Source organism: Clostridium thermarum (assembly GCF_006351925.1).
Lineage (GTDB): Bacteria > Bacillota > Clostridia > Clostridiales > Clostridiaceae > Clostridium_AU > Clostridium_AU thermarum.
The window spans coordinates 2,594,580-2,612,895 of sequence record NZ_CP040924.1 but is presented as its reverse complement, the minus strand read 5'-3'; the positions used below and the strand labels follow the sequence as shown (position 1 = coordinate 2,612,895).

The window sequence follows — 18,316 nt, the reverse complement described above, 5'->3', positions numbered from 1 at the left end:
AATTGGATTCTTAATAGACATATCGGAGTAGAAGTCTAACTAAAATTACTATCTAATATTAATTTTTCATTGCTGTTAGCATATTTATTATGGAATATCCTTCAAGGAAATAAGGATGTCTCATATCCTATAATTTTAGGAGCTATGTCAGTACTTATTATACTTCTGGCAGCTTAATTCTTTTTGTCTATAAGAGTTCTTACTTCTATGTTCAGTTTAAGATTTAAAAAAATATGATGCCATGCAATAATTGCATATTTGCAATATTAATTTTTTATATTACAATAGATAATAAAAATCATTATCCTTGGAGGATCTATGGTTACAAATCTACCGGCAGAAATTAATATGAACAACATAAATTATAATACTTACCTTAATAGTATATTTGATTGAAATGGATTATAAGAATCAGATTCCTCCAAAAGGGTACTATTATGAATGCAAAATTAATAAAATTAAAATGTTAGGGGAGTTTCTGGTCAATAATTTAGACAAGCGTTATACCTTAGAGGAATTATCCCATAAGTTTGATATTCCGCTAACACCTATGAAAAATTGCTTTAAAATTATATATAAAAAATCAATTTACCATTACCTGAAAAACTACCGTATGCATCTGCATTTAAGGAGATCGTTGGGCTTACCCCAAGTAATTTTGGAAAAACATCTTTTTTCATCAATGAGTAAGAACTTAAATCCATGCAAGTAATTTATAGGAGGAGATCACAGTGAAATTAGAAAAATTTACAGTAAAAGATATAATATTTGTTGCGGTGATGGCAGCAGCGGTTAGTATATGTGGGATGTTTACCATGCCCTTAGTAATGAATATTGATTTGTTTGGATTGCGTAATATGGCATCTGCAATTATTTATGCCTTGTTCTGTATGATAACCATTATGAAGGTTAAAAAACCGGGGGCATTATCATTGCTTGGGCTTTTGTGTGGATTCGTTGTATTAATGATGGCCCCAGTTATGTTCTGGAGTATTTTTTTGGCTGCTTTGCTTAGTGACATAATCACCTTTATTTTCTTTCGTGGTTTTCATTCAGATAAGGCAAAGGTTTTTGCTGCAACCTTATTTATACCAATGTCTCTACCTTTCACTTTGATATTTTCCATGTTACTTAACGGTAAAAGCTTTGGTGAAGTGGTTGAAAAGTCCGCTTTATCCATCGTATTTTGTTTCGGTACTGTTGTATTAAGTTATGCTGGTGCAAAGATAGGTCAAAAAATAGGTAAGGAATTACAGAAGGCAGGGAAGTTGTCATAATGGAACAGCTACAGGTAAAGAAACCCATTTATCCTTTACTTAGTTTATTTATATCTATGTTCATCTTTTTCTTTGGTTTATTCTTGGCCAAAGATATTTCTTTGATTTATTTTCTTTTTGCCCTAACTATTATTTATATTGTATTTGGATTTGGTAAGGTATTGATGAAGGCGGTGCCAATGTTTTTTGCTATTGGATCCATCGTTGGGACTCTTAGTGCCTTGACCAGTGGAAATGTGATAGGTGGATTTCAAACCTTAGGACGAGTTATCTTATTAGCATATTCCTCAGTTATCATGGTATCTATGTCCCCTATTTTTCTTACCCGTAATCTTGTACAATTAGGTTTTCCCCGTGTAATAACCTTAGGGATGCTAGCTACCATTCGTTTTGTTCCAATGCTGTTATCTGAGGCAAAACAGATTTGTGAAGCAATGAAAACTAGAGGGGTAAGCCTGAGTATTCGGAAACCATTCATTGTTTACCGGGCATTTATTATACCATTCCTTATGAGAATGATAAGTATGTCCGATATTATGACAGTATCAGTAGAAACAAGAGGTTTCGCCCTAAATGATAAATCTAAAGTTGTTTATAAAAGAGTAGATTTTACATTAAAAGATGGCTTATTTGCAACTTTAATTCTTTTAACAATGGTGGGGGTATTAGTGCTATGAGAAAAAATGCAATTTCTATAAAAAACTATTCCTTTCGATATCCTAATACTGAAACTTGGGTGTTAGATAATTTAAACTTTACTTTAGACTATGGTGAATTTATTCTATTATCCGGATTCTCCGGTGAGGGGAAATCAACATTATTAAATAGTATCAACGGTATTATACCTAATATTGTACCTGGTGAGCAGAAGGGAGAAATACTGGTTAACGGTGAAAATATTGTAGGGAAGAAAGCCAGTGATATTTCCGTTAACATTGGTAGTGTCTTACAAAATCCGGATAGCCAGATTATCAATAGTAAAGTAGAAGATGAGATAGCCTTTGGTTGTGAGAATCTAAACATGGAAGTTGAAGAAATTGCAAAAGCCATTGAACTTTCCTGCAGATATATGAATTTGGACAAGAATTGGTATACTAGGAACCTATCTGGAGGGCAGAAGCAAAGACTAATGACAGCTGCAATCTTAGCAATGCAGCAGAAAATTTTAATCTTCGATGAACCTTTGGCCAACTTAGACTTAGAAGGGGCCCATATATTTCTAAGAATACTGAAAGATTTTAAAGAGCAAGGGTATGGGATCGTAATCATCGAACACCGATTGGATATAGTAATACCATATGTGGATAAAGTAGCATGGATGAATGACGGCAAAGTCTTATTCTATAAGGATAAATCTGAGGCACTGGAAAAAGCAAGGAAGGAAATTGTTTTTAATATTCCTAAGAAATTTGAGTATACAGAACCCTGTTTCGATGCAAAGCAGTTAAATTATCATATTGCAGGAAGACATATATTGAAAAATATGAATTTCACCATACAAAAAGGTGAGAGAATCGTTATTGTTGGTGAAAATGGTTGTGGTAAAACAACACTATTAAGATTATTATCTAAAATTATACAGCCTACCAGTGGAGAGCTAAACCAGTATATAGAAAAAGAGCTGAAGAAATGGAAAAAAATTAGTAATACATGGTTCAAAAAGCTTGGTTATGTATATCAAAACCCAAGTTATCAGCTGTTCATGCCTTCGGTTATAGATGAGATTAATCTTTGTTCCAAAAGCGAAAGGATTAGCCTTGAGTTGTTAGAACAGTTTCGATTGGCGAATTTAAAAGATCGACATCCTCAATCTCTTTCCGAAGGACAGAAGAGAAGATTGACAGTGGCATGCATACTAGCCATGGAGCCTGAAGTAATTCTGCTTGATGAGCCAACAGTTGGACAAGACTATGAAGGGTTAAAGAATATGATTGAAATCCTCAACACTCATCATGAGAAGAACAAGAATACCATGATTACAATTACTCATGATTTCCGATGTGCCAAAGCTTTAGCAGATCGTATTATGTGGATGAAGCATGGTGAGTTAGTCAAAATGGGAGGCCCTGAGCTAGTTCAAGAATATTTTCAAGCCAATCTAGAACAGGAATTAATAGGTGTGATATAGTTTAAATGGAAAACTCTATTGCAACAAATACTGATTATACAGATAAAAAAGATATGGGAAGCCAAGCCCATATCTTTTTTGTATGTAAATTTATAATTATTTACCAAAGTATCTTTCAAGTAAACCTTGGAATGCTCTACCATGTCTTGCTTCATCCTTGCACATTTCATGTACTGTATCATGGATAGCATCTAGGTTTAATTTCTTTGCAAGTGTAGCAAGATCTTTCTTTCCTTGGCAAGCTCCATGTTCTGCATCTACTCTCATCTGTAAATTCTTCTTAGTATCTGCAGCAACTACTTCACCTAACAATTCAGCGAATTTAGCTGCATGTTCAGCTTCTTCAAAAGCGATTCTTTTGTAAGCTTCTGCTATTTCAGGGTATCCTTCTCTGTCAGCTTGTCTACTCATAGCAAGGTACATACCAACTTCAGTACATTCTCCCATGAAGTTTTCTCTTAAACCTTGAATAACTTCTTCATCAACACCTACTGCAACACCTACAACATGTTCATCGGCCCAGGATAGCTTGTCTGCATCTTGAGCAATAAACTTCTCAGCTGGAGCTTTACATAGTGGACAGCTTTCTGGTGCTGTTTCTCCCTCATATACATAACCGCATACTGAACAAACAAATTTTTTCATATTTTATTCCTCCCTAAAAAATAAAATTAAAATTATATATTTTATTTCATGACATTAAATATTATAAAATAGTAATTATTAGATTGCAAGACTTTTTCTAATAAAATTTACTGAAAGATGAAGGTTATTCCAAAAATAAGAGCTCTAAGGTTATAAGATTTAGAATTTAATCCGTATTTTAAATATTTTTTCTATGGATATAAAGTTTTGTTATAGAATAAAAATCTCATAGATAAGTACAATAACATTAAATGAAATTTAGGTACATTTGCTTTTGGGTTTGAAGTTAATAATTATTAGTGATATATTAATGGTGGAGAAACTTACATAATGATGTTTACCATGGAAAGGATGATAATATGAAAGATGTATTGAAGGGACTGAAGCCTGAAAAGGTATTTCATTATTTTGAGATAATTTCAAGAATACCAAGAGGCTCCGGTAATGAAAAGGGTATAAGTGATTATTTAGTGAACTTTGCAAAGGAGAAGGGCCTTGAGGCTGTTCAGGATTCATATAATAATGTGGTAATAAGAAAAAACGGAACAAAAGGATATGAAAACTCCCCAATTGTAGTAATCCAAGGCCATATGGATATGGTATGTGAGAAAAACAGTTCAAAGGTGCACGATTTTGAAGTGGACCCTATTGAATTAATAGTTGAAGGTGACTTTGTTAAAGCTAATGGAACAACCTTAGGAGCAGATAACGGTATAGCAATAGCCTACGGATTGGCACTGCTGGATTCCGAGGATATTCCTCATCCACCGCTGGAGGTAGTGATCACCACAGATGAGGAAACAGGCATGAGTGGAGCTGCTAATTTAAGACCTGAGGATGTAAAGGGAAGAATACTGATAAATATCGATAATGAAGAGGAAGGTCAACTACTTGTTAGCTGCGCTGGAGGCCTCAGAACAAAGGTTGCTTTAAATATAGACTGGGACTATGATGTTGAAGGCTACAAGAAATATAGTTTAATGGTTAGAGGGCTAAAGGGCGGACACTCTGGTATGGATATAATTAAACAAAGAGGTAATGCAAATAAAATTCTTGGTAGAGTACTGACCGATATTATAGGAAAAGTTGAATTTAAACTTGCCAGCTTCAATGGTGGTGCGAAAGATAATGCTATTCCAAGAGAAGCTGATGCCGTTGTTCTTATTAAGGAGGAAGATGTTGAATCCTTAAAAAAATGCGTAGAGCATTGGAGAGCCGTATTTAAAAATGAATATAGAAAAGCAGATCCTGAACTGCTGTTAGAATTTGAGGCTTATGAAGGAGCTGTTACAAAGGCCTTCAGCAAGGATACCAGAGATAAGGCTGCTAAACTATTATATTTGATTCCTAACGGCATTCAAACTATGAGTTTGGATATAGAAGGACTAGTTCAGAGTTCATCCAATATTGGGGTTGTAAAAACCCTTGAGGATAAAATTACCTATGAAAGTGCGGTAAGAAGTTCAGTAAAAAGCTTAAAACATGACATTGTAAACCAGACCATTGCCATTGGAGAGGCACTTGGTGCTGAAGTATCTACACATTCAGAATATCCTGAGTGGCAGTTTGATGAGGATTCTAGGATTAGAAAGGTATTTCAACAGGTTTATAAGGAGATGTACGGAAAGGAACCAGAAATTGTGGCTATTCATGCCGGAGTTGAATGTGGATTGTTTAAAGAAAAATTCCCGGATATAGATATGATATCCTTTGGACCGAACCTTTATGATGTTCATACACCGGATGAACGAATGAGTATTTCCTCTGTTCAAAGAAGTTGGGAATATCTGCTGAATGTTTTAAAGAACTTAAAATAAAGAGATAAAAGACGGGTTACAATATACCCGTCTTTAATTTTTAAAAATTTTTTAAATAATTTAAATTTAGTATTGTAAGATTATAAATAATCATATATAATCAATGTAAAATATACAATATATTACAAAAAGGGTAAGTTAAGTGTTTATTTGTATAGCATTAACTTGAAGAATAGGAGATAAATTATTAACAATTATTTATGAAAAAGTTTACAATATAATATTGATAATGTTTACATACGATGCTATACTATTGGTACTATTTATCATTGTGATTATAGTAGGGTATAATATTTTTACTGACTGGGGGATGGTAGAATATGTGTCAATGTCCGTTTCTTTCAACAGCAGAAGAAAAAGTGGCATGCTATAAAGAATGTGCACTTTTTGAGTATGAAGCTAGTGGTGAAGGATGTCCATTTAAGAAGGTTAAAGCAGTGAAGTTAATTAATATTAAGGATATAATTAGCCTGGATATGAACTATGTGGAGGATGATGATAAGGAATTCTTGGAAAGAATTTTCGTAAAGAGCTACTATTAAATTTTTATATAATGGAGGCATAAGATGGAAAGAACTTTAGTGCTAATCAAACCAGATGCAGTGAAAAGATCACTGGTAGGGGAGATAATTAGCTTTTATGAAAAAAGGACATTAAAGGTTACAGAACTAAAGATGTTACAAGCTGATAGGGAGACGGCTGAAAAGCATTATGAAGAGCATAAAGGCAGGCCTTATTATGAAACTTTAATAAATTACATCATTGAAGATAAGATAGTTGCATTAGTAGTTGAGGGGGATAACGCCGTTGAGGTAGTTAGGAAAATAAATGGAGATAAGGATCCCTTAGTATCAGAATTAGCTAGTATAAGAGGAATGTATTCAAATCATAAGACCAGGAATTTAGTGCATGCTTCCGACAGTGTGGAGAATGCAGAAAGAGAAATTGCAATTTGGTTTAATAAATAGAGTAAAAAAACGTTACTTAAAAATTAAACTCCGAATTGGCAGTGCACACTGAGAATGCTGAAGGCGTTCTCTTGTTTTTAAAGAGCAACATTGTTTTAGTTTCCGCTTAATTTATCAAAAACTAAGCTTGCTAGAAAGCCTGTTAAATATTAAGGTTTTCGAGCAAGCTTTAATTTTTTTACTTAATATATGCCAAAGCTGCTGCTAGCTTCAAATGAATAATTTTACTCGTCGTATTGATCTGACAGCTCCAATAGCAGGCTATGTTTTAGGTCCCATAGCTTTTGAGATAGGTCAACATAATATGTATGAGGGTTTTCGAATCTCAAAACCTCAGGCCAAAGTTTTTCGGTCTCAGCCTTGGCAAATTCGCGGATTGATAGAACATCAGGGCTGTTATAGATAGGTTTACCTTTATCAAAAATTTGTACCTGAAGAGCTTTTACATAATAGTTCTTAAGTTTTTTCTTTTTCCAAGTATATACCGGATCAAATATTACAAGCGGTTTTGATTCATCAATAACCTCGTCGTTTAGGGTAAGTAAGTCGGCAATAGCCTTATCAGTAGTCTTATCAAATATTCTATATATTTTCTTGAAGCCCGGATTTGTTATTTTTTCTTCATTTTCGCTTATTTTAATCTTTGGCACTAATGTACCATCTTCTTCTATGGCCACCAGTTTATATACTCCGCCAAACACCGGTTCAGACTTGGCGGTGATAAGCCTTTCTCCTACACCAAAACCATCTACCTTAGCACCTTGATTCTGAACATCTCTAATAATATGCTCATCTAAGGAGTTGGAGATTATTATATTTACATCTTCATAACCTGCATCGTCCAGCATTTTTCTTGACTTATTAGTTAAGTAAGTTATGTCTCCACTGTCAATTCTTATTCCCTTAGGCCTTACTCCCTTTGGTTTAAGTATTTCGTCAAAGACCCTGATAGCATTTGGGATTCCTGATTTTAATACGTTGTAGGTATCCACTAAAAGAGTACAATTATCGGGATAGGTCTCTGCCCAGGCCTTAAAAGCTTCGTACTCTGTTGGAAATAATTGTACCCAGCTGTGGGCCATAGTACCAACGGCAGGTATACCAAACATCTCATCGGCTATAGTGCAGGCTGTAGAAGAACAGCCGCCTATTATAGCAGCCCTAGCTCCGTAAATAGCGCCATCATACCCTTGGGCTCTTCTGGATCCAAACTCCATAACTGGTTTACCCTGTGCTGCCCTACAAATTCTGTTGGCCTTTGTAGCAATAAGGGTTTGATGATTAATTGTGAGCAGGATCATTGTCTCAATAAACTGTGCTTGAATAGCAGGCCCTTTTACAGTAATTAAAGGTTCATTAGGGAAAACAGGATTTCCTTCCGGTATGGCCCAAACGTCACAAGTGAACTCAAAGTTCTTTAGATACTCTAAAAATTCCTCACTGAACATATTTTTTGATCTTAAATAATCAATATCCTCTTCTGTGAAATTGAGATTTGACAAATATTCAATAAGCTGCTGAACACCGGCCATTATGCAATAACCGCCTCCGTCAGGAACTCTTCTAAAGAACATATCAAAATAGGCAGTCTTGTCTCCGACTCCATTTCTGAGATAGCCGTTGCCCATAGTAAGTTCATAAAAATCAACTAGCATAGTGAGATTTCTCTCGTTTTTTACATTAAAGAGTTTATCTTTCATTTCATTTCTCCTCTATTTAGCATGATATTAACTATTTTAATACTATTAAAATAGCTTTACAACGTTTTTTATCGGTTATATATGGCAATAATCTGTAGTAAATAAAGTTATATGTTTGAATTCCAAAAAAATTTTTATGGTTAAGGATGATTTAAAATGCTAGATATTTATCAAAGTGAAATAGTTAATTCAAAGGACAAAAATATGCTTGTAGTGGCATCACCGGGCAGTGGTAAAACTACAGTTATTATAAATCGAGCAGGATATTTAATCAAGGTAAGAGGAATAAATCCCAAGTCCATTGTAATTATTACCTTTACAAAGGCTGCAGCCCTAAATATGAAAAGAAGGTTTAAAGCGTTGTTTCCCGGCTTTCAGGAACCCTTCTTTGGAACCTTTCACTCTCTCTTTTATAGTATACTCAAAAATCAAAGAACAAGTATAAATATTATAAGCAGTGCAGAGAGTTACTATGTCATAGAGAGGACTCTTAAAAGATATATGGGAGAGATCACTGAAGATAGAATAAAAGACATATTGAATGTTATATCGTCATACAAGACCGGATATAAAACTCTGGACCAGCTTTCTGACTACATTAATATAAATGTCCTTAAGCAGTGTATAAGTGAATATGAAACCTATAAAAAGAACAAGGACCTATTAGACTTTGACGACCTTCAAATAGGTGTGGCAGAGCTTTTTAAAAGTGACAGTAAAGTGCTTCAGGTATATAATAAGAGATTCACTCATATATTGGTGGACGAATTTCAGGACTGTGATAATATGCAGATAGACATATTGAAAAAATTATGTAAGGGTAATTCTATTTTTGCGGTTGGTGATGAAGACCAGTGTATTTACGGGTTCAGAGGGGCTAGGCCGGATTATATGGTGAACTTCAGTGAAAACTTTGAAGGTGGAACAAAGTGGTTTCTAACCAATAACTACAGAAGCGTTAAAAACATAGTAGCAATATCCGGAAATTTAATTAAGAATAATAAGATAAGAAATGTAAAAAAATTTTATGCTGTAAAGTCTCAGGATGGACAAATTACCTGTGAACGGTATTTTGATGATAGGAAACAAGGGGATGGTATAGCGGCTAAAATTATTTCATATGTGGAGAAGGGCCTGGGGAAATATAGTGATAATGCTGTCTTATACAGAACAAATATGGAGGCGAGAGCCTTAATAGATTCTTTCATTAGGAATAAGATACCTTTTACTTTATTGGATAAGTCCTATAACTTTTTTAATCATTTTATTTGCAAAGATATGTTAAGTTACATAAACTTGAGCTTAGATACTGCCAGACGAGAAGACTTTAAAAGGATAATTAATAAACCCTTTAGGTATATTAGTAAGGTTAATTTGGATAAGCTTTCTAATTACAAGTTTAAAGAAGACTGCTTTGAGGTTATATGCAAAATACCTTCACTGCCGTATTTTCAATACAAGGAACTGATGAATTTAAGAAGGGATGTTTTGAAAATAAGTCAAATGGATATTGGATCAGTCACTGATTATATATATTTAAAACTCAACTATAAAAAGTACTTAGAGGAATATTGCATTAAATATAATATAAGTAAGAAGGATATGGAGGAGATTTTGGAGGAGTTTAATCAATCAATAAGCAGCTTTAATAGTCTTTCAGACTTTATCAGCCATATAAAGATAGTAGAGGAGGAAATTAAAAAAGACTCTGCCGGTGATGTGGATACGGTTCTTCTGAGTACTATCCATGGCGTAAAGGGCATGGAATTTAAGAATGTACATATTATTAACTGTGTGCAAGGAATTATTCCATATTATAGAGGTGACAGGCCAAATGATATGGAGGAAGAACGTAGGCTGTTCTATGTTGGAATAACCAGGGCTAAGGAAAATTTGTTTTTAAGCTTACCACTCTACATAAAGGGAAAGTCTAAAGAAGAATCTAATTTTATTTCTGAATGTGGTATAATTAATCGAATAGACTATACAAACCAATATCCCTTAGGTTCAAAAGTACAGCATAAGTCTTTTGGAACGGGAATAGTTGTAGAGATAACAGCTGATAAAATTGCTATAAAGTTTAAGGACAATATTACCAGGGACTTCGAAGTCCATAAGGTGATAAGTCATAATTTGTTGATTAAAATGGCATGAATCAAGGGATTTGCCATAAATTTATTGAATGTTGTAGAGGTATGTAATATAATTTTATTAAGCTCATATTCTATGGATATGAGCTTTCAGATTATTTAACTATAGAATGAGGTAGAAGAAATGGGTACAAAAGTTAGTCCTAATGAAATAATTTTCTCCCTGGATATAGGTACAAGATCCGTTATAGGCACTGTTGGTATGCTGAAAGGCAGAAAGCTTCATGTAGTTCATGAATATTACATAGAACATCAGGAAAGAGCTATGATTGATGGTCAAATACATGATATTTCCTTAGTGGCTGCTGCTGTCAACACTGTAAAGAAGCAGTTGGAGAAAAAGTTAAAGTTTAAACTTGAAAGAGTGGCCATAGCTGCTGCGGGAAGATTTCTGAGAACAACTATGGCAAAGGCAGAACTCAAACTTGATGATACTAAGGAAATAGACAGAGAAATAATCAGGAGTTTAGAGCTTACCGCAGTGAAAAATGCTGAGGATGAAGTGAATCGGGAGACACAGGGAAAACTTTATTGCGTAGGATATAGTGTGAAAAGTTATTATCTCAATGGATTTGTTATAAATAATTTGTTGTCACATAAGGGTGAAAATGCCGGTGCAGAGATAATTGCTACCTTTTTGCCAAGGTCAGTTGTGGACAGTCTTTATGCTGTTATGGAAAGAGTGGGCTTGGAGGTTAGTAGCTTGACACTAGAACCTATCGCAGCCATTGAAGCAGCCATACCTCAGAACTTAAGATTGCTAAATCTGGCCCTAATTGATATTGGAGCCGGGACCTCTGATATAGCAATAAGCAGTAAAGACAGCATAGTAGCTTATGGTATGGTTCCCCTTGCCGGTGATGAGGTTACAGAAGCAATTGCACAGTATTATCTGGTTGACTTTAATACTGCAGAAAGAATAAAGAGAGAAGCATCAGAAAAAGAAATTATGCACTATACTGATATACTTGGACTTGAAAATCAGATTACAAGAGAAGAATTATTTAGGGTTATTGCTCCTACAGTGAAAAAGATCTGCGATGAAATAGGAAGCAAGATTGTTGAATTAAATGGTGGAAAAGCTCCCAGTGCTGTTTTCCTGGTAGGTGGCGGGGCACATACACCTCTTTTAGTCCAGTTTTTAGCAGAAAAATTAAACATACCAACCCAGAGAGTGGCCATAAAGGGCAGAGAAAACATTGAAGACTGCGTTGTTCCTAAAAATGATTTAGGAAGCGTTGGCGTTACGGTATTGGGTATTGCCTTAGTTTGCATTAAGAGAATGGGCCAAGATTTTATTGATGTAACACTAAATGGTAACGTAATAAGCTTATTTAACTATAATAAGCACACTGTTATGGATGTAATAATTCAAGGAGGCATTAATCCAAAAGTACTATTAGGAAGGAACGGTAAAAATATTAGATTTATCGTAAATGGAGCTAAGCGCTTGGCCTTTGGTACTCTTGCAGAAAGTGCAGTCATAAGAGTTAATGGGGCTGTAGCTTCCGTGGACTCGCCGGTAAAAGAAGGAGATATAATTGAAATAAAATATGCTAAGGACGGAAAAGATGCTGCGCCAAAGGTCTTAGAGCAGGTTGCTGCTTATGATGCTGTAAGTTTTTATTTTAACGATAAACTCTATAATTTTGAACCCATAGCAATGATTAATGGAGAAAGAGTAGATTTTCAACATGTTATAAGCGAAAATGATAACGTGGAAATAATATATCCTAAAACACTGCATGATTTTATAAAGTATGTGCTTATTAGTGTGTCTCCTGATTCCAAGTTCTATATAGGGGAGCAAATAATATCCTATGATTATATTATTAAAGAAGGGGATAGGATAATAGAAAAAGATATTTCCACTACTACAGTTATAAATGCTGAAAAAGATACTGCAGTGGAGGATGCAGATAATACTAAAGAGGCTCAACCTCAGGTAAAGAATGAAGTAGCCATAGATGAAATGAAGTTTGAAGAAAAGACAGCACCCAAGGAAGTAACAGTAAAGGTTAATTCACAAACAGTAATATTAAAGGGAAAAGATAAGTATATCTTTATTGATATATTTAATTATATACAATTTGATAGAACAAGGACAAAAGGACTGCTGATACTAAAACTCAATGGTAAGCAGGCAGGCTATTACGATGAATTAAAAGATGGTGATGTTATAGAAATTACTTGGGCATAATAATAGGGGTGATGGTAGATTGGAAAAAATTGATTTTTTGAAAAGTGCAGCAAATATCTATGATGAGTTAGTAGAGTGGAGAAGACATTTTCATCGTAATCCTGAGTTGGGGTTTGAAGAGTATAAAACCACAGCAAAAATTAAGGAATTCTTGAAGGAAGAAGGAATACCTTATGTGGAGACTGCCGGCACCGGTGTTTGTGCAATTATTCAAGGTGGCAGTATAGATGAAGAAAAAGAAAAGGTTATAGCACTGAGAGCTGATATCGATGCTCTTCCACTAAAGGATAAAAAAAATTGCGATTATTCCTCCACTGTGGATGGAAAGATGCATGCTTGTGGCCATGATGCACATATGACTATACTGATGGGGGCTGCAAAAATATTAAATGGCATTAAGGATTCTTTAAAAGGCACTGTAAAACTGCTCTTCGAGCCGGCTGAGGAAACCGTTGGAGGTGCCAGATTTATGATAGAGGAAGGGGTCTTGGAAAATCCAAAGGTTGATGCAGTCATTGGACTACATGTTGCAGAAGGCATTGAATGTGGTAAAATCGGAATCAAAAAAGGGGTTGTAAATGCAGCTTCTAATCCCTTCAATATAAAAATTATTGGAAAAGGTGGCCATGGTGCACATCCTGAGGATACTGTAGACCCTGTGGTTATAGCAAGTCATGTTATTGTAGCCCTGCAATCTATCGTAAGCAGAGAAATACCACCTGCAGATCCGGCAGTGGTTACTGTGGGTTCCATTCATGCCGGAAGTGCGCAAAATATTATACCGGAAGAGGTAAACATCAGTGGTATAATCAGGACTATGAAATCTGAGCATAGGGAATATGTCATAAAAAGAGTCACGGAGATTGTTGAAGGTATCACAAAGACTATGAGAGGAAGCTGTGAGATAGACATACAAGAAAGCTATCCATGTTTGTATAACAATGATTATATGGTAGACATGGTAAAGGAATGCGCCAAGGAGATCATTGGAGCAGACAATGTAATAGATATGGATAAACCAAGTATGGGCGTTGAGAGCTTTGCTTATTTCTCTCTGGAAAGACCTTCAGCCTTTTACTTTTTAGGCAGCGGAAATGCTGAGAAGGGAATTACTCATCCTGCTCACGGCAGTTTTTTTGATATAGATGAGAACTGTCTACCCATAGGAGTAGCTATACAATGTAGGGCAGTCTACGAATACCTCAATGGAGAAACGGAATAAAGTCAGTTTAGGAGGCAAAGGATGAATATTATAATAGGACCAAATGAAGCGGGTCAGAGATTGGATAAATTTTTAAGAAAGTACTTAAAGGACGTACCTTTAAGTGCTATCTTTAGAAGTATAAGAACCGGTGATGTGAAGGTTAACGGGAAGAAGGCTAAGGAGAAATATTCATTGTTAGAGGGAGATGAACTTCTGATAAACATTTCATCGCAGCAGCTTAAAAAAGCTGATTTTATAAAAATTGATGCTGATTTAAAAATAACTTATGAAGATGAAAACATGCTTTTGGTGGAAAAGAGACCTAATTTATTGGTACATTCTGACAGTAAGGACGGAGAGCCCACCCTTACAGATATGGTACTTTCCTATTTAAGTGAAAAAGGAGATTATGATCCCCATACGGAAATTACCTTTACACCTGCACCTTGTAATAGATTAGACAGAAATACTTCAGGGATTGTGATTTATGGAAAGAATTTTGAAGCCTTGAAGCTGTTGAATGAAATGATAAGAGAAAGAGATATTAAAAAGTATTACTGTGCTCTTGTGAAAGGAAGAATCAAGGACGGAGTTCACGAGGCCTATATCATAAAGGATGAAGAAAACAATGTGTCTAAAATTTTTGACTCATCGGTAAAAAACTCCAAGAAAATAGCTATGGAAGTTAAAACAGTTAAAAGTAATGGCTTATTTTCCTTTATTGAAATTGACTTGCTAACAGGAAGAAGTCATCAGCTAAGAGCTCATTTGGCGTATCTTGGCAATCCTATCATAGGAGATACAAAGTATGGTGAGAAAAAGCTGAACTCATTTTTTTTCAACAAGTTTGGCTTAGACTATCAATTTCTATATGCTTTTAAAGTTGTATTTACAAAATGTCCAGATAAGCTTAAATATATGGAGCAGAAGACTATAGCAGAAAGTTTACCACCGATATTCAAGAAAATTAAAAAGGACGTATTTAAGTTTTAGAATTGACATTTGACAATTGACATTTGACAATTGTTGAGTTTCATCCATAATTGTCAATTGTCATCTGTCAATTATTATGAGTGAAAGGTTTTGAAACTTTATGAAAGAACAATCTATAACAAAGGGCTTTGCGGTGCTTTCAGCTGCGGGAATGGTTGTGAAAGTATTGTCACTGTTCTACGCGCCATTTTTAACTCGAATATTAAGCCAGGAAAATATGGGCTTCTACCAATTTACATATCAGATATTTCTTTTTTTATATGTATTAACGAATTCAGGAATACCTGTTGCTATTTCAAAAATGGTATCGGAACTAATAGCTCAACACAATTATAAAGATGCAGTAAAAACTTTTAAAATTGCAAGAACTACTCTTTTAATTTTAGGATTTGCTGCCTCCATTCTTATGATTATTTTAGCTGGTCCTATTACTGTAGCTGCTAAACAAGAGAAGGCTAGGTTGGCAATTATTGTCCTATCACCTACAATTCTTATAACTTCAATTATGTCTGCCTACAGGGGATACTTTCAAGGCCGTGGCAATATGACACCCACAGCTATTTCTCAAATTGCTGAACAGGTTATAAATACGGTATTTAGCTTGATTTTTGCCGCATTGCTCATAAGAAAGACTGTGGAAGGAGGAGTAGCCGGTGCTACCGTGGGAACGAGTTTAGGAGCTTTAGTTGCCTGCATCTATTTAATATATGTATACGGAAAAAACAAAAAGTTTAAAGTTCCTAAAGGTACACAATCACCAGAGGTTAAAAGACTTTCCAACCGGGCTATCTTCAGAAAAATGATTAACTATGGTGTGCCTATAACTATTTCTGTGGGACTTCAAAGTGCGGGAACTTTGATTGACAATTCATTGATAAAACCAAGATTAATAGTAGCTGGATTTATGGAAAAAGAGGCAAATAAGAGGTTCGCCACTTTAGGACAGATGAGCTCTTTAATAAATGTTCCTATAACCATAATATCTGCCTTAAGTGCAGCGGTACTGCCTGCCATATCTGCGGCAGCAGCACTTGATGACAAAAGAAAGGTTCAGGATAAGATAAATCAGGCCTTAAAACTGTGTTTTATGATATCAATACCTTCTGCTGTTGGACTTGCTGTTTTGAGCAGACCAATCTTTGCACTACTATTTCCTGATGCAGTTAATGGAGAATACTTAATGAAATTTTCCTGCTTGGTAGTAGTACTTATGTCAGTGGTACAAATACAGACAACTATTCTGCAGAGCATAGGAAAGCTTTATATTGTCACAACCTCCATGGCCCTGGGGATTTTGATGAAAATCATTACAAGCTATAGTCTTGTTGCTATAACAGAGATTAATACCCTGGGAGCTGTACTGGGGAATATTGTGTGCTTTACAGTGCCTTTACTGGTGAACAGCTGGTACATAAGAAGGCTGACCAAATACAAGTTGGATTTGATTAGGTATTCTGCAAAGCCCTTGGTGACTTCAGCCTTTATGGGGATAATAGTATACATGATATATTTTACTTTGGAAACCTTTATGATAAATGGAGATTCCAGTGCTCAATATGTCATGCCCATTGCCATATCAATGCTAATAGGGGCATTCGCCTATGCCTATGGACTGATCTTATCAGGAGGGATAAAGAGATCGGATTTAGATGCAATGTCACCAAGATTTATAAAAATAATACCAAACTTTATGAAAGAGAGGATGAGATAATCATCCTCTCTTTTCTGAATACATAATTGCAAAGTTAGCCAAGAAGGGAAGTGAAAAACCGATTATTATAACGAGTATGATTTTAGCAGTTTCCATACTGCCTGGCAAGGTGGCTGCCACCACACTCATCACGTAGTACAGTAGGAAGGCCATAAGTATATAAATTATTAGCCTAATGGGGTTAATGTTAATTTCGATACTCTTCCAAATGACGCTGAGATTTAAAATAAGAGCTACTGTTGAGGTAATGATTAAGCTGATTCCATAGCCGTATACATTTATGAAAGATATTGCTGTAAGTATGTAAAGTAAAATAACCTCCATAGCTGATACAATAAGGGAATTCCTCAAAATTATATTCTGCTTACCTAAGCCGTTCAAAATTCCATAAGTAGTGGATGCAGTAAAGAACAAAGGACAACATATAGCTGCAAATTTGATATAAGCTCCAAGATCATTACGATTATAAAACATTTTACCTAAGCTTTCGCTGCCGATTAAGCCAATTATTAAGGTGGACACCCCCAAAAGGAAAGCTATTCTAAGTACGGAAGAAACTCTTCTCTCTACGGCGTAATAGTCTTTCTTACTCATACTTTGTGAAAGATCAGGAATTAAAATAGTTGAGATAGAACCTATGACTATAGTAGGGAAGAAGACTATGTTCAAAGCCATTCCTGAAAACTTTCCTATCATTGATAAGGCAGCTTTATACTCAAATCCTGCTGCCAATAAACGTCTAGGTACAATCAAGGTGGATATAGTTGAAAGTGCAGTAGACAAAAATCCATTCAAGCACAGTGGAAGTGAGATGACCAGTATGTTAAAGAGCAGCTGAGCCCTTCCATCCGGTCTGATGGATGAGTAGCCAATCCTCCTTCCGTCAATTTTATAGTATATATACAATAGAATAAAGGAAATCAGCTCACCTATGCAAAGCGCTGCGTAGGCTGCGGTTACTGTGGTGGTAACTGAAGTTACATCAATATAAATTGAAGACAAATATATAATAAGTATTCTTACTGCCTTTTCAAATATATCTATGAAGGCAGGAACCCCTACCTTTGAAGTGCCATAAAAGTAACCCTTTAAGGTATTGGAAAAGGATATAAAAATCATGGCCGGACAGGTCAATCTCAGAGCATAAAGGGTTCGGCTGTCCTTAATAAAATATGTACTGATTTGATAAGAAAAGATAAAAACCAAAAGTACAACTAAAGCTGACCAAATGAAGTTAAAGGCAAGGGTGGTTTTAATGGTTTTCCTTAAGTTGTTAAAATCATTCTTGGCATGGTACTCCGCTGCAACTTTTGATACAGCAGTGACTATACCTCCAGATATCAAACAAATAAATAAATTGTAAACTGGCATTACCAGCCCGTATAATCCCATGCCCTCTGCCCCCAGATGTCTCGAAAGCATAATGGAAAATATAAAACCTAGAACACCGGTGGTAAGGTTTGAAAGAGTTAGTAAGATAGTGTTAGCTATAAAAGAATCCCGCTTCATAATAAAAAGCACCA

14 protein-coding genes are annotated in these 18,316 nt (G+C 35.2%); 11 read left to right on the top strand and 3 right to left on the bottom strand.

Features of this window, described 5'->3' with window-relative positions; translation table 11 throughout:
• Window positions 1-731: 731 nt before the first annotated feature.
• Genes FHY60_RS11790 through FHY60_RS11780 form a run of 3 tightly spaced genes read left to right on the top strand, consistent with a single transcriptional unit; the run spans window position 732 to window position 3,405 of the window.
• A complete protein-coding gene (locus FHY60_RS11790) occupies window positions 732-1,277 on the top strand; it encodes an MptD family putative ECF transporter S component (protein ID WP_139905235.1) in 546 nt (181 codons plus the stop codon).
• The gene (locus tag FHY60_RS11785) at window positions 1,277-1,954 is read left to right on the top strand and encodes an energy-coupling factor transporter transmembrane component T family protein (RefSeq protein WP_139905234.1); all 678 of its coding nucleotides are present in this window, start codon (window positions 1,277-1,279) and stop codon (window positions 1,952-1,954) included. Before FHY60_RS11790 ends, FHY60_RS11785 begins: the two co-directional genes overlap by 1 nt.
• On the top strand, window positions 1,951-3,405 hold the full coding sequence (locus tag FHY60_RS11780; protein WP_139905233.1) for an ABC transporter ATP-binding protein: 1,455 nt from the start codon (window positions 1,951-1,953) through the stop codon (window positions 3,403-3,405). The genes FHY60_RS11785 and FHY60_RS11780 overlap by 4 nt, the downstream gene beginning before the upstream one ends.
• 96 nt (window positions 3,406-3,501) lie before the next feature.
• On the opposite strand, the gene FHY60_RS11775 is transcribed toward FHY60_RS11780, so the two are convergent.
• Entirely contained in the window at window positions 3,502-4,050 is a 549-nt protein-coding gene (locus FHY60_RS11775) for an NADH peroxidase (protein ID WP_139905232.1), read from the bottom strand.
• 359 nt (window positions 4,051-4,409) lie between these two features.
• Here FHY60_RS11775 and FHY60_RS11770 point away from each other — a divergent pair, with 359 nt between their 5' ends.
• The 3 genes from FHY60_RS11770 to ndk all read left to right on the top strand — a co-directional run bounded on the left by FHY60_RS11770 (window position 4,410) and on the right by ndk (window position 6,835).
• Entirely contained in the window at window positions 4,410-5,867 is a 1,458-nt protein-coding gene (locus FHY60_RS11770) for an aminoacyl-histidine dipeptidase (RefSeq protein WP_139905231.1), read from the top strand.
• A 320-nt stretch (window positions 5,868-6,187) separates the two neighbouring features.
• Entirely contained in the window at window positions 6,188-6,409 is a 222-nt protein-coding gene (locus tag FHY60_RS11765) for a hypothetical protein (protein WP_139905230.1), read from the top strand.
• Between the two features lie 24 nt (window positions 6,410-6,433).
• The gene (ndk, locus tag FHY60_RS11760) at window positions 6,434-6,835 is read left to right on the top strand and encodes a nucleoside-diphosphate kinase (RefSeq protein ID WP_139905229.1); all 402 of its coding nucleotides are present in this window, start codon (window positions 6,434-6,436) and stop codon (window positions 6,833-6,835) included.
• A 224-nt stretch (window positions 6,836-7,059) separates the two neighbouring features.
• On the opposite strand, the gene FHY60_RS11755 is transcribed toward ndk, so the two are convergent.
• Window positions 7,060-8,535, bottom strand: coding sequence for a nicotinate phosphoribosyltransferase (locus tag FHY60_RS11755; RefSeq protein ID WP_139905228.1), 1,476 nt, complete (start codon window positions 8,533-8,535; stop codon window positions 7,060-7,062).
• A gap of 156 nt (window positions 8,536-8,691) precedes the next feature.
• Between FHY60_RS11755 and FHY60_RS11750 the strand changes: the two genes are divergently transcribed.
• From FHY60_RS11750 to FHY60_RS11730, 5 genes are all read left to right on the top strand, one after another.
• Entirely contained in the window at window positions 8,692-10,689 is a 1,998-nt protein-coding gene (locus FHY60_RS11750) for an ATP-dependent helicase (protein WP_139905227.1), read from the top strand.
• Window positions 10,690-10,809: 120 nt separating this feature from the next.
• On the top strand, window positions 10,810-12,885 hold the full coding sequence (locus FHY60_RS11745; protein ID WP_139905226.1) for a cell division protein FtsA: 2,076 nt from the start codon (window positions 10,810-10,812) through the stop codon (window positions 12,883-12,885).
• A 19-nt stretch (window positions 12,886-12,904) separates the two neighbouring features.
• The gene (locus FHY60_RS11740) at window positions 12,905-14,107 is read left to right on the top strand and encodes a M20 metallopeptidase family protein (RefSeq protein WP_180375402.1); all 1,203 of its coding nucleotides are present in this window, start codon (window positions 12,905-12,907) and stop codon (window positions 14,105-14,107) included.
• Between the two features lie 21 nt (window positions 14,108-14,128).
• Window positions 14,129-15,082 carry an RluA family pseudouridine synthase gene (locus tag FHY60_RS11735; protein WP_139905225.1) on the top strand — a complete coding sequence of 318 codons (954 nt, stop codon included), beginning with the start codon at window positions 14,129-14,131 and terminating at the stop codon, window positions 15,080-15,082.
• A 100-nt stretch (window positions 15,083-15,182) separates the two neighbouring features.
• Entirely contained in the window at window positions 15,183-16,793 is a 1,611-nt protein-coding gene (locus FHY60_RS11730; RefSeq protein WP_139905224.1) for a putative polysaccharide biosynthesis protein, read from the top strand.
• Here the strand turns inward: FHY60_RS11730 and spoVB are convergent, their stop codons facing one another.
• Window positions 16,794-18,302 carry a stage V sporulation protein B gene (gene spoVB / locus FHY60_RS11725; RefSeq protein WP_139905223.1) on the bottom strand — a complete coding sequence of 503 codons (1,509 nt, stop codon included), beginning with the start codon at window positions 18,300-18,302 and terminating at the stop codon, window positions 16,794-16,796.
• Window positions 18,303-18,316 lie beyond the last annotated feature (14 nt).

Coding starts and splice junctions, on each gene's coding strand:
- FHY60_RS11780 (WP_139905233.1), top strand. CDS start 1,951: ATGAGAAAAAATGCAATTTCTATAAAAAACTATTCCTTTCGATATCCT.
- FHY60_RS11755 (WP_139905228.1), bottom strand. CDS start 8,535: ATGAAAGATAAACTCTTTAATGTAAAAAACGAGAGAAATCTCACTATG.
- ndk (WP_139905229.1), top strand. CDS start 6,434: ATGGAAAGAACTTTAGTGCTAATCAAACCAGATGCAGTGAAAAGATCA.
- FHY60_RS11765 (WP_139905230.1), top strand. CDS start 6,188: ATGTGTCAATGTCCGTTTCTTTCAACAGCAGAAGAAAAAGTGGCATGC.
- FHY60_RS11785 (WP_139905234.1), top strand. CDS start 1,277: ATGGAACAGCTACAGGTAAAGAAACCCATTTATCCTTTACTTAGTTTA.
- FHY60_RS11750 (WP_139905227.1), top strand. CDS start 8,692: ATGCTAGATATTTATCAAAGTGAAATAGTTAATTCAAAGGACAAAAAT.
- FHY60_RS11730 (WP_139905224.1), top strand. CDS start 15,183: ATGAAAGAACAATCTATAACAAAGGGCTTTGCGGTGCTTTCAGCTGCG.
- FHY60_RS11775 (WP_139905232.1), bottom strand. CDS start 4,050: ATGAAAAAATTTGTTTGTTCAGTATGCGGTTATGTATATGAGGGAGAA.
- spoVB (WP_139905223.1), bottom strand. CDS start 18,302: ATGAAGCGGGATTCTTTTATAGCTAACACTATCTTACTAACTCTTTCA.
- FHY60_RS11745 (WP_139905226.1), top strand. CDS start 10,810: ATGGGTACAAAAGTTAGTCCTAATGAAATAATTTTCTCCCTGGATATA.
- FHY60_RS11770 (WP_139905231.1), top strand. CDS start 4,410: ATGAAAGATGTATTGAAGGGACTGAAGCCTGAAAAGGTATTTCATTAT.
- FHY60_RS11735 (WP_139905225.1), top strand. CDS start 14,129: ATGAATATTATAATAGGACCAAATGAAGCGGGTCAGAGATTGGATAAA.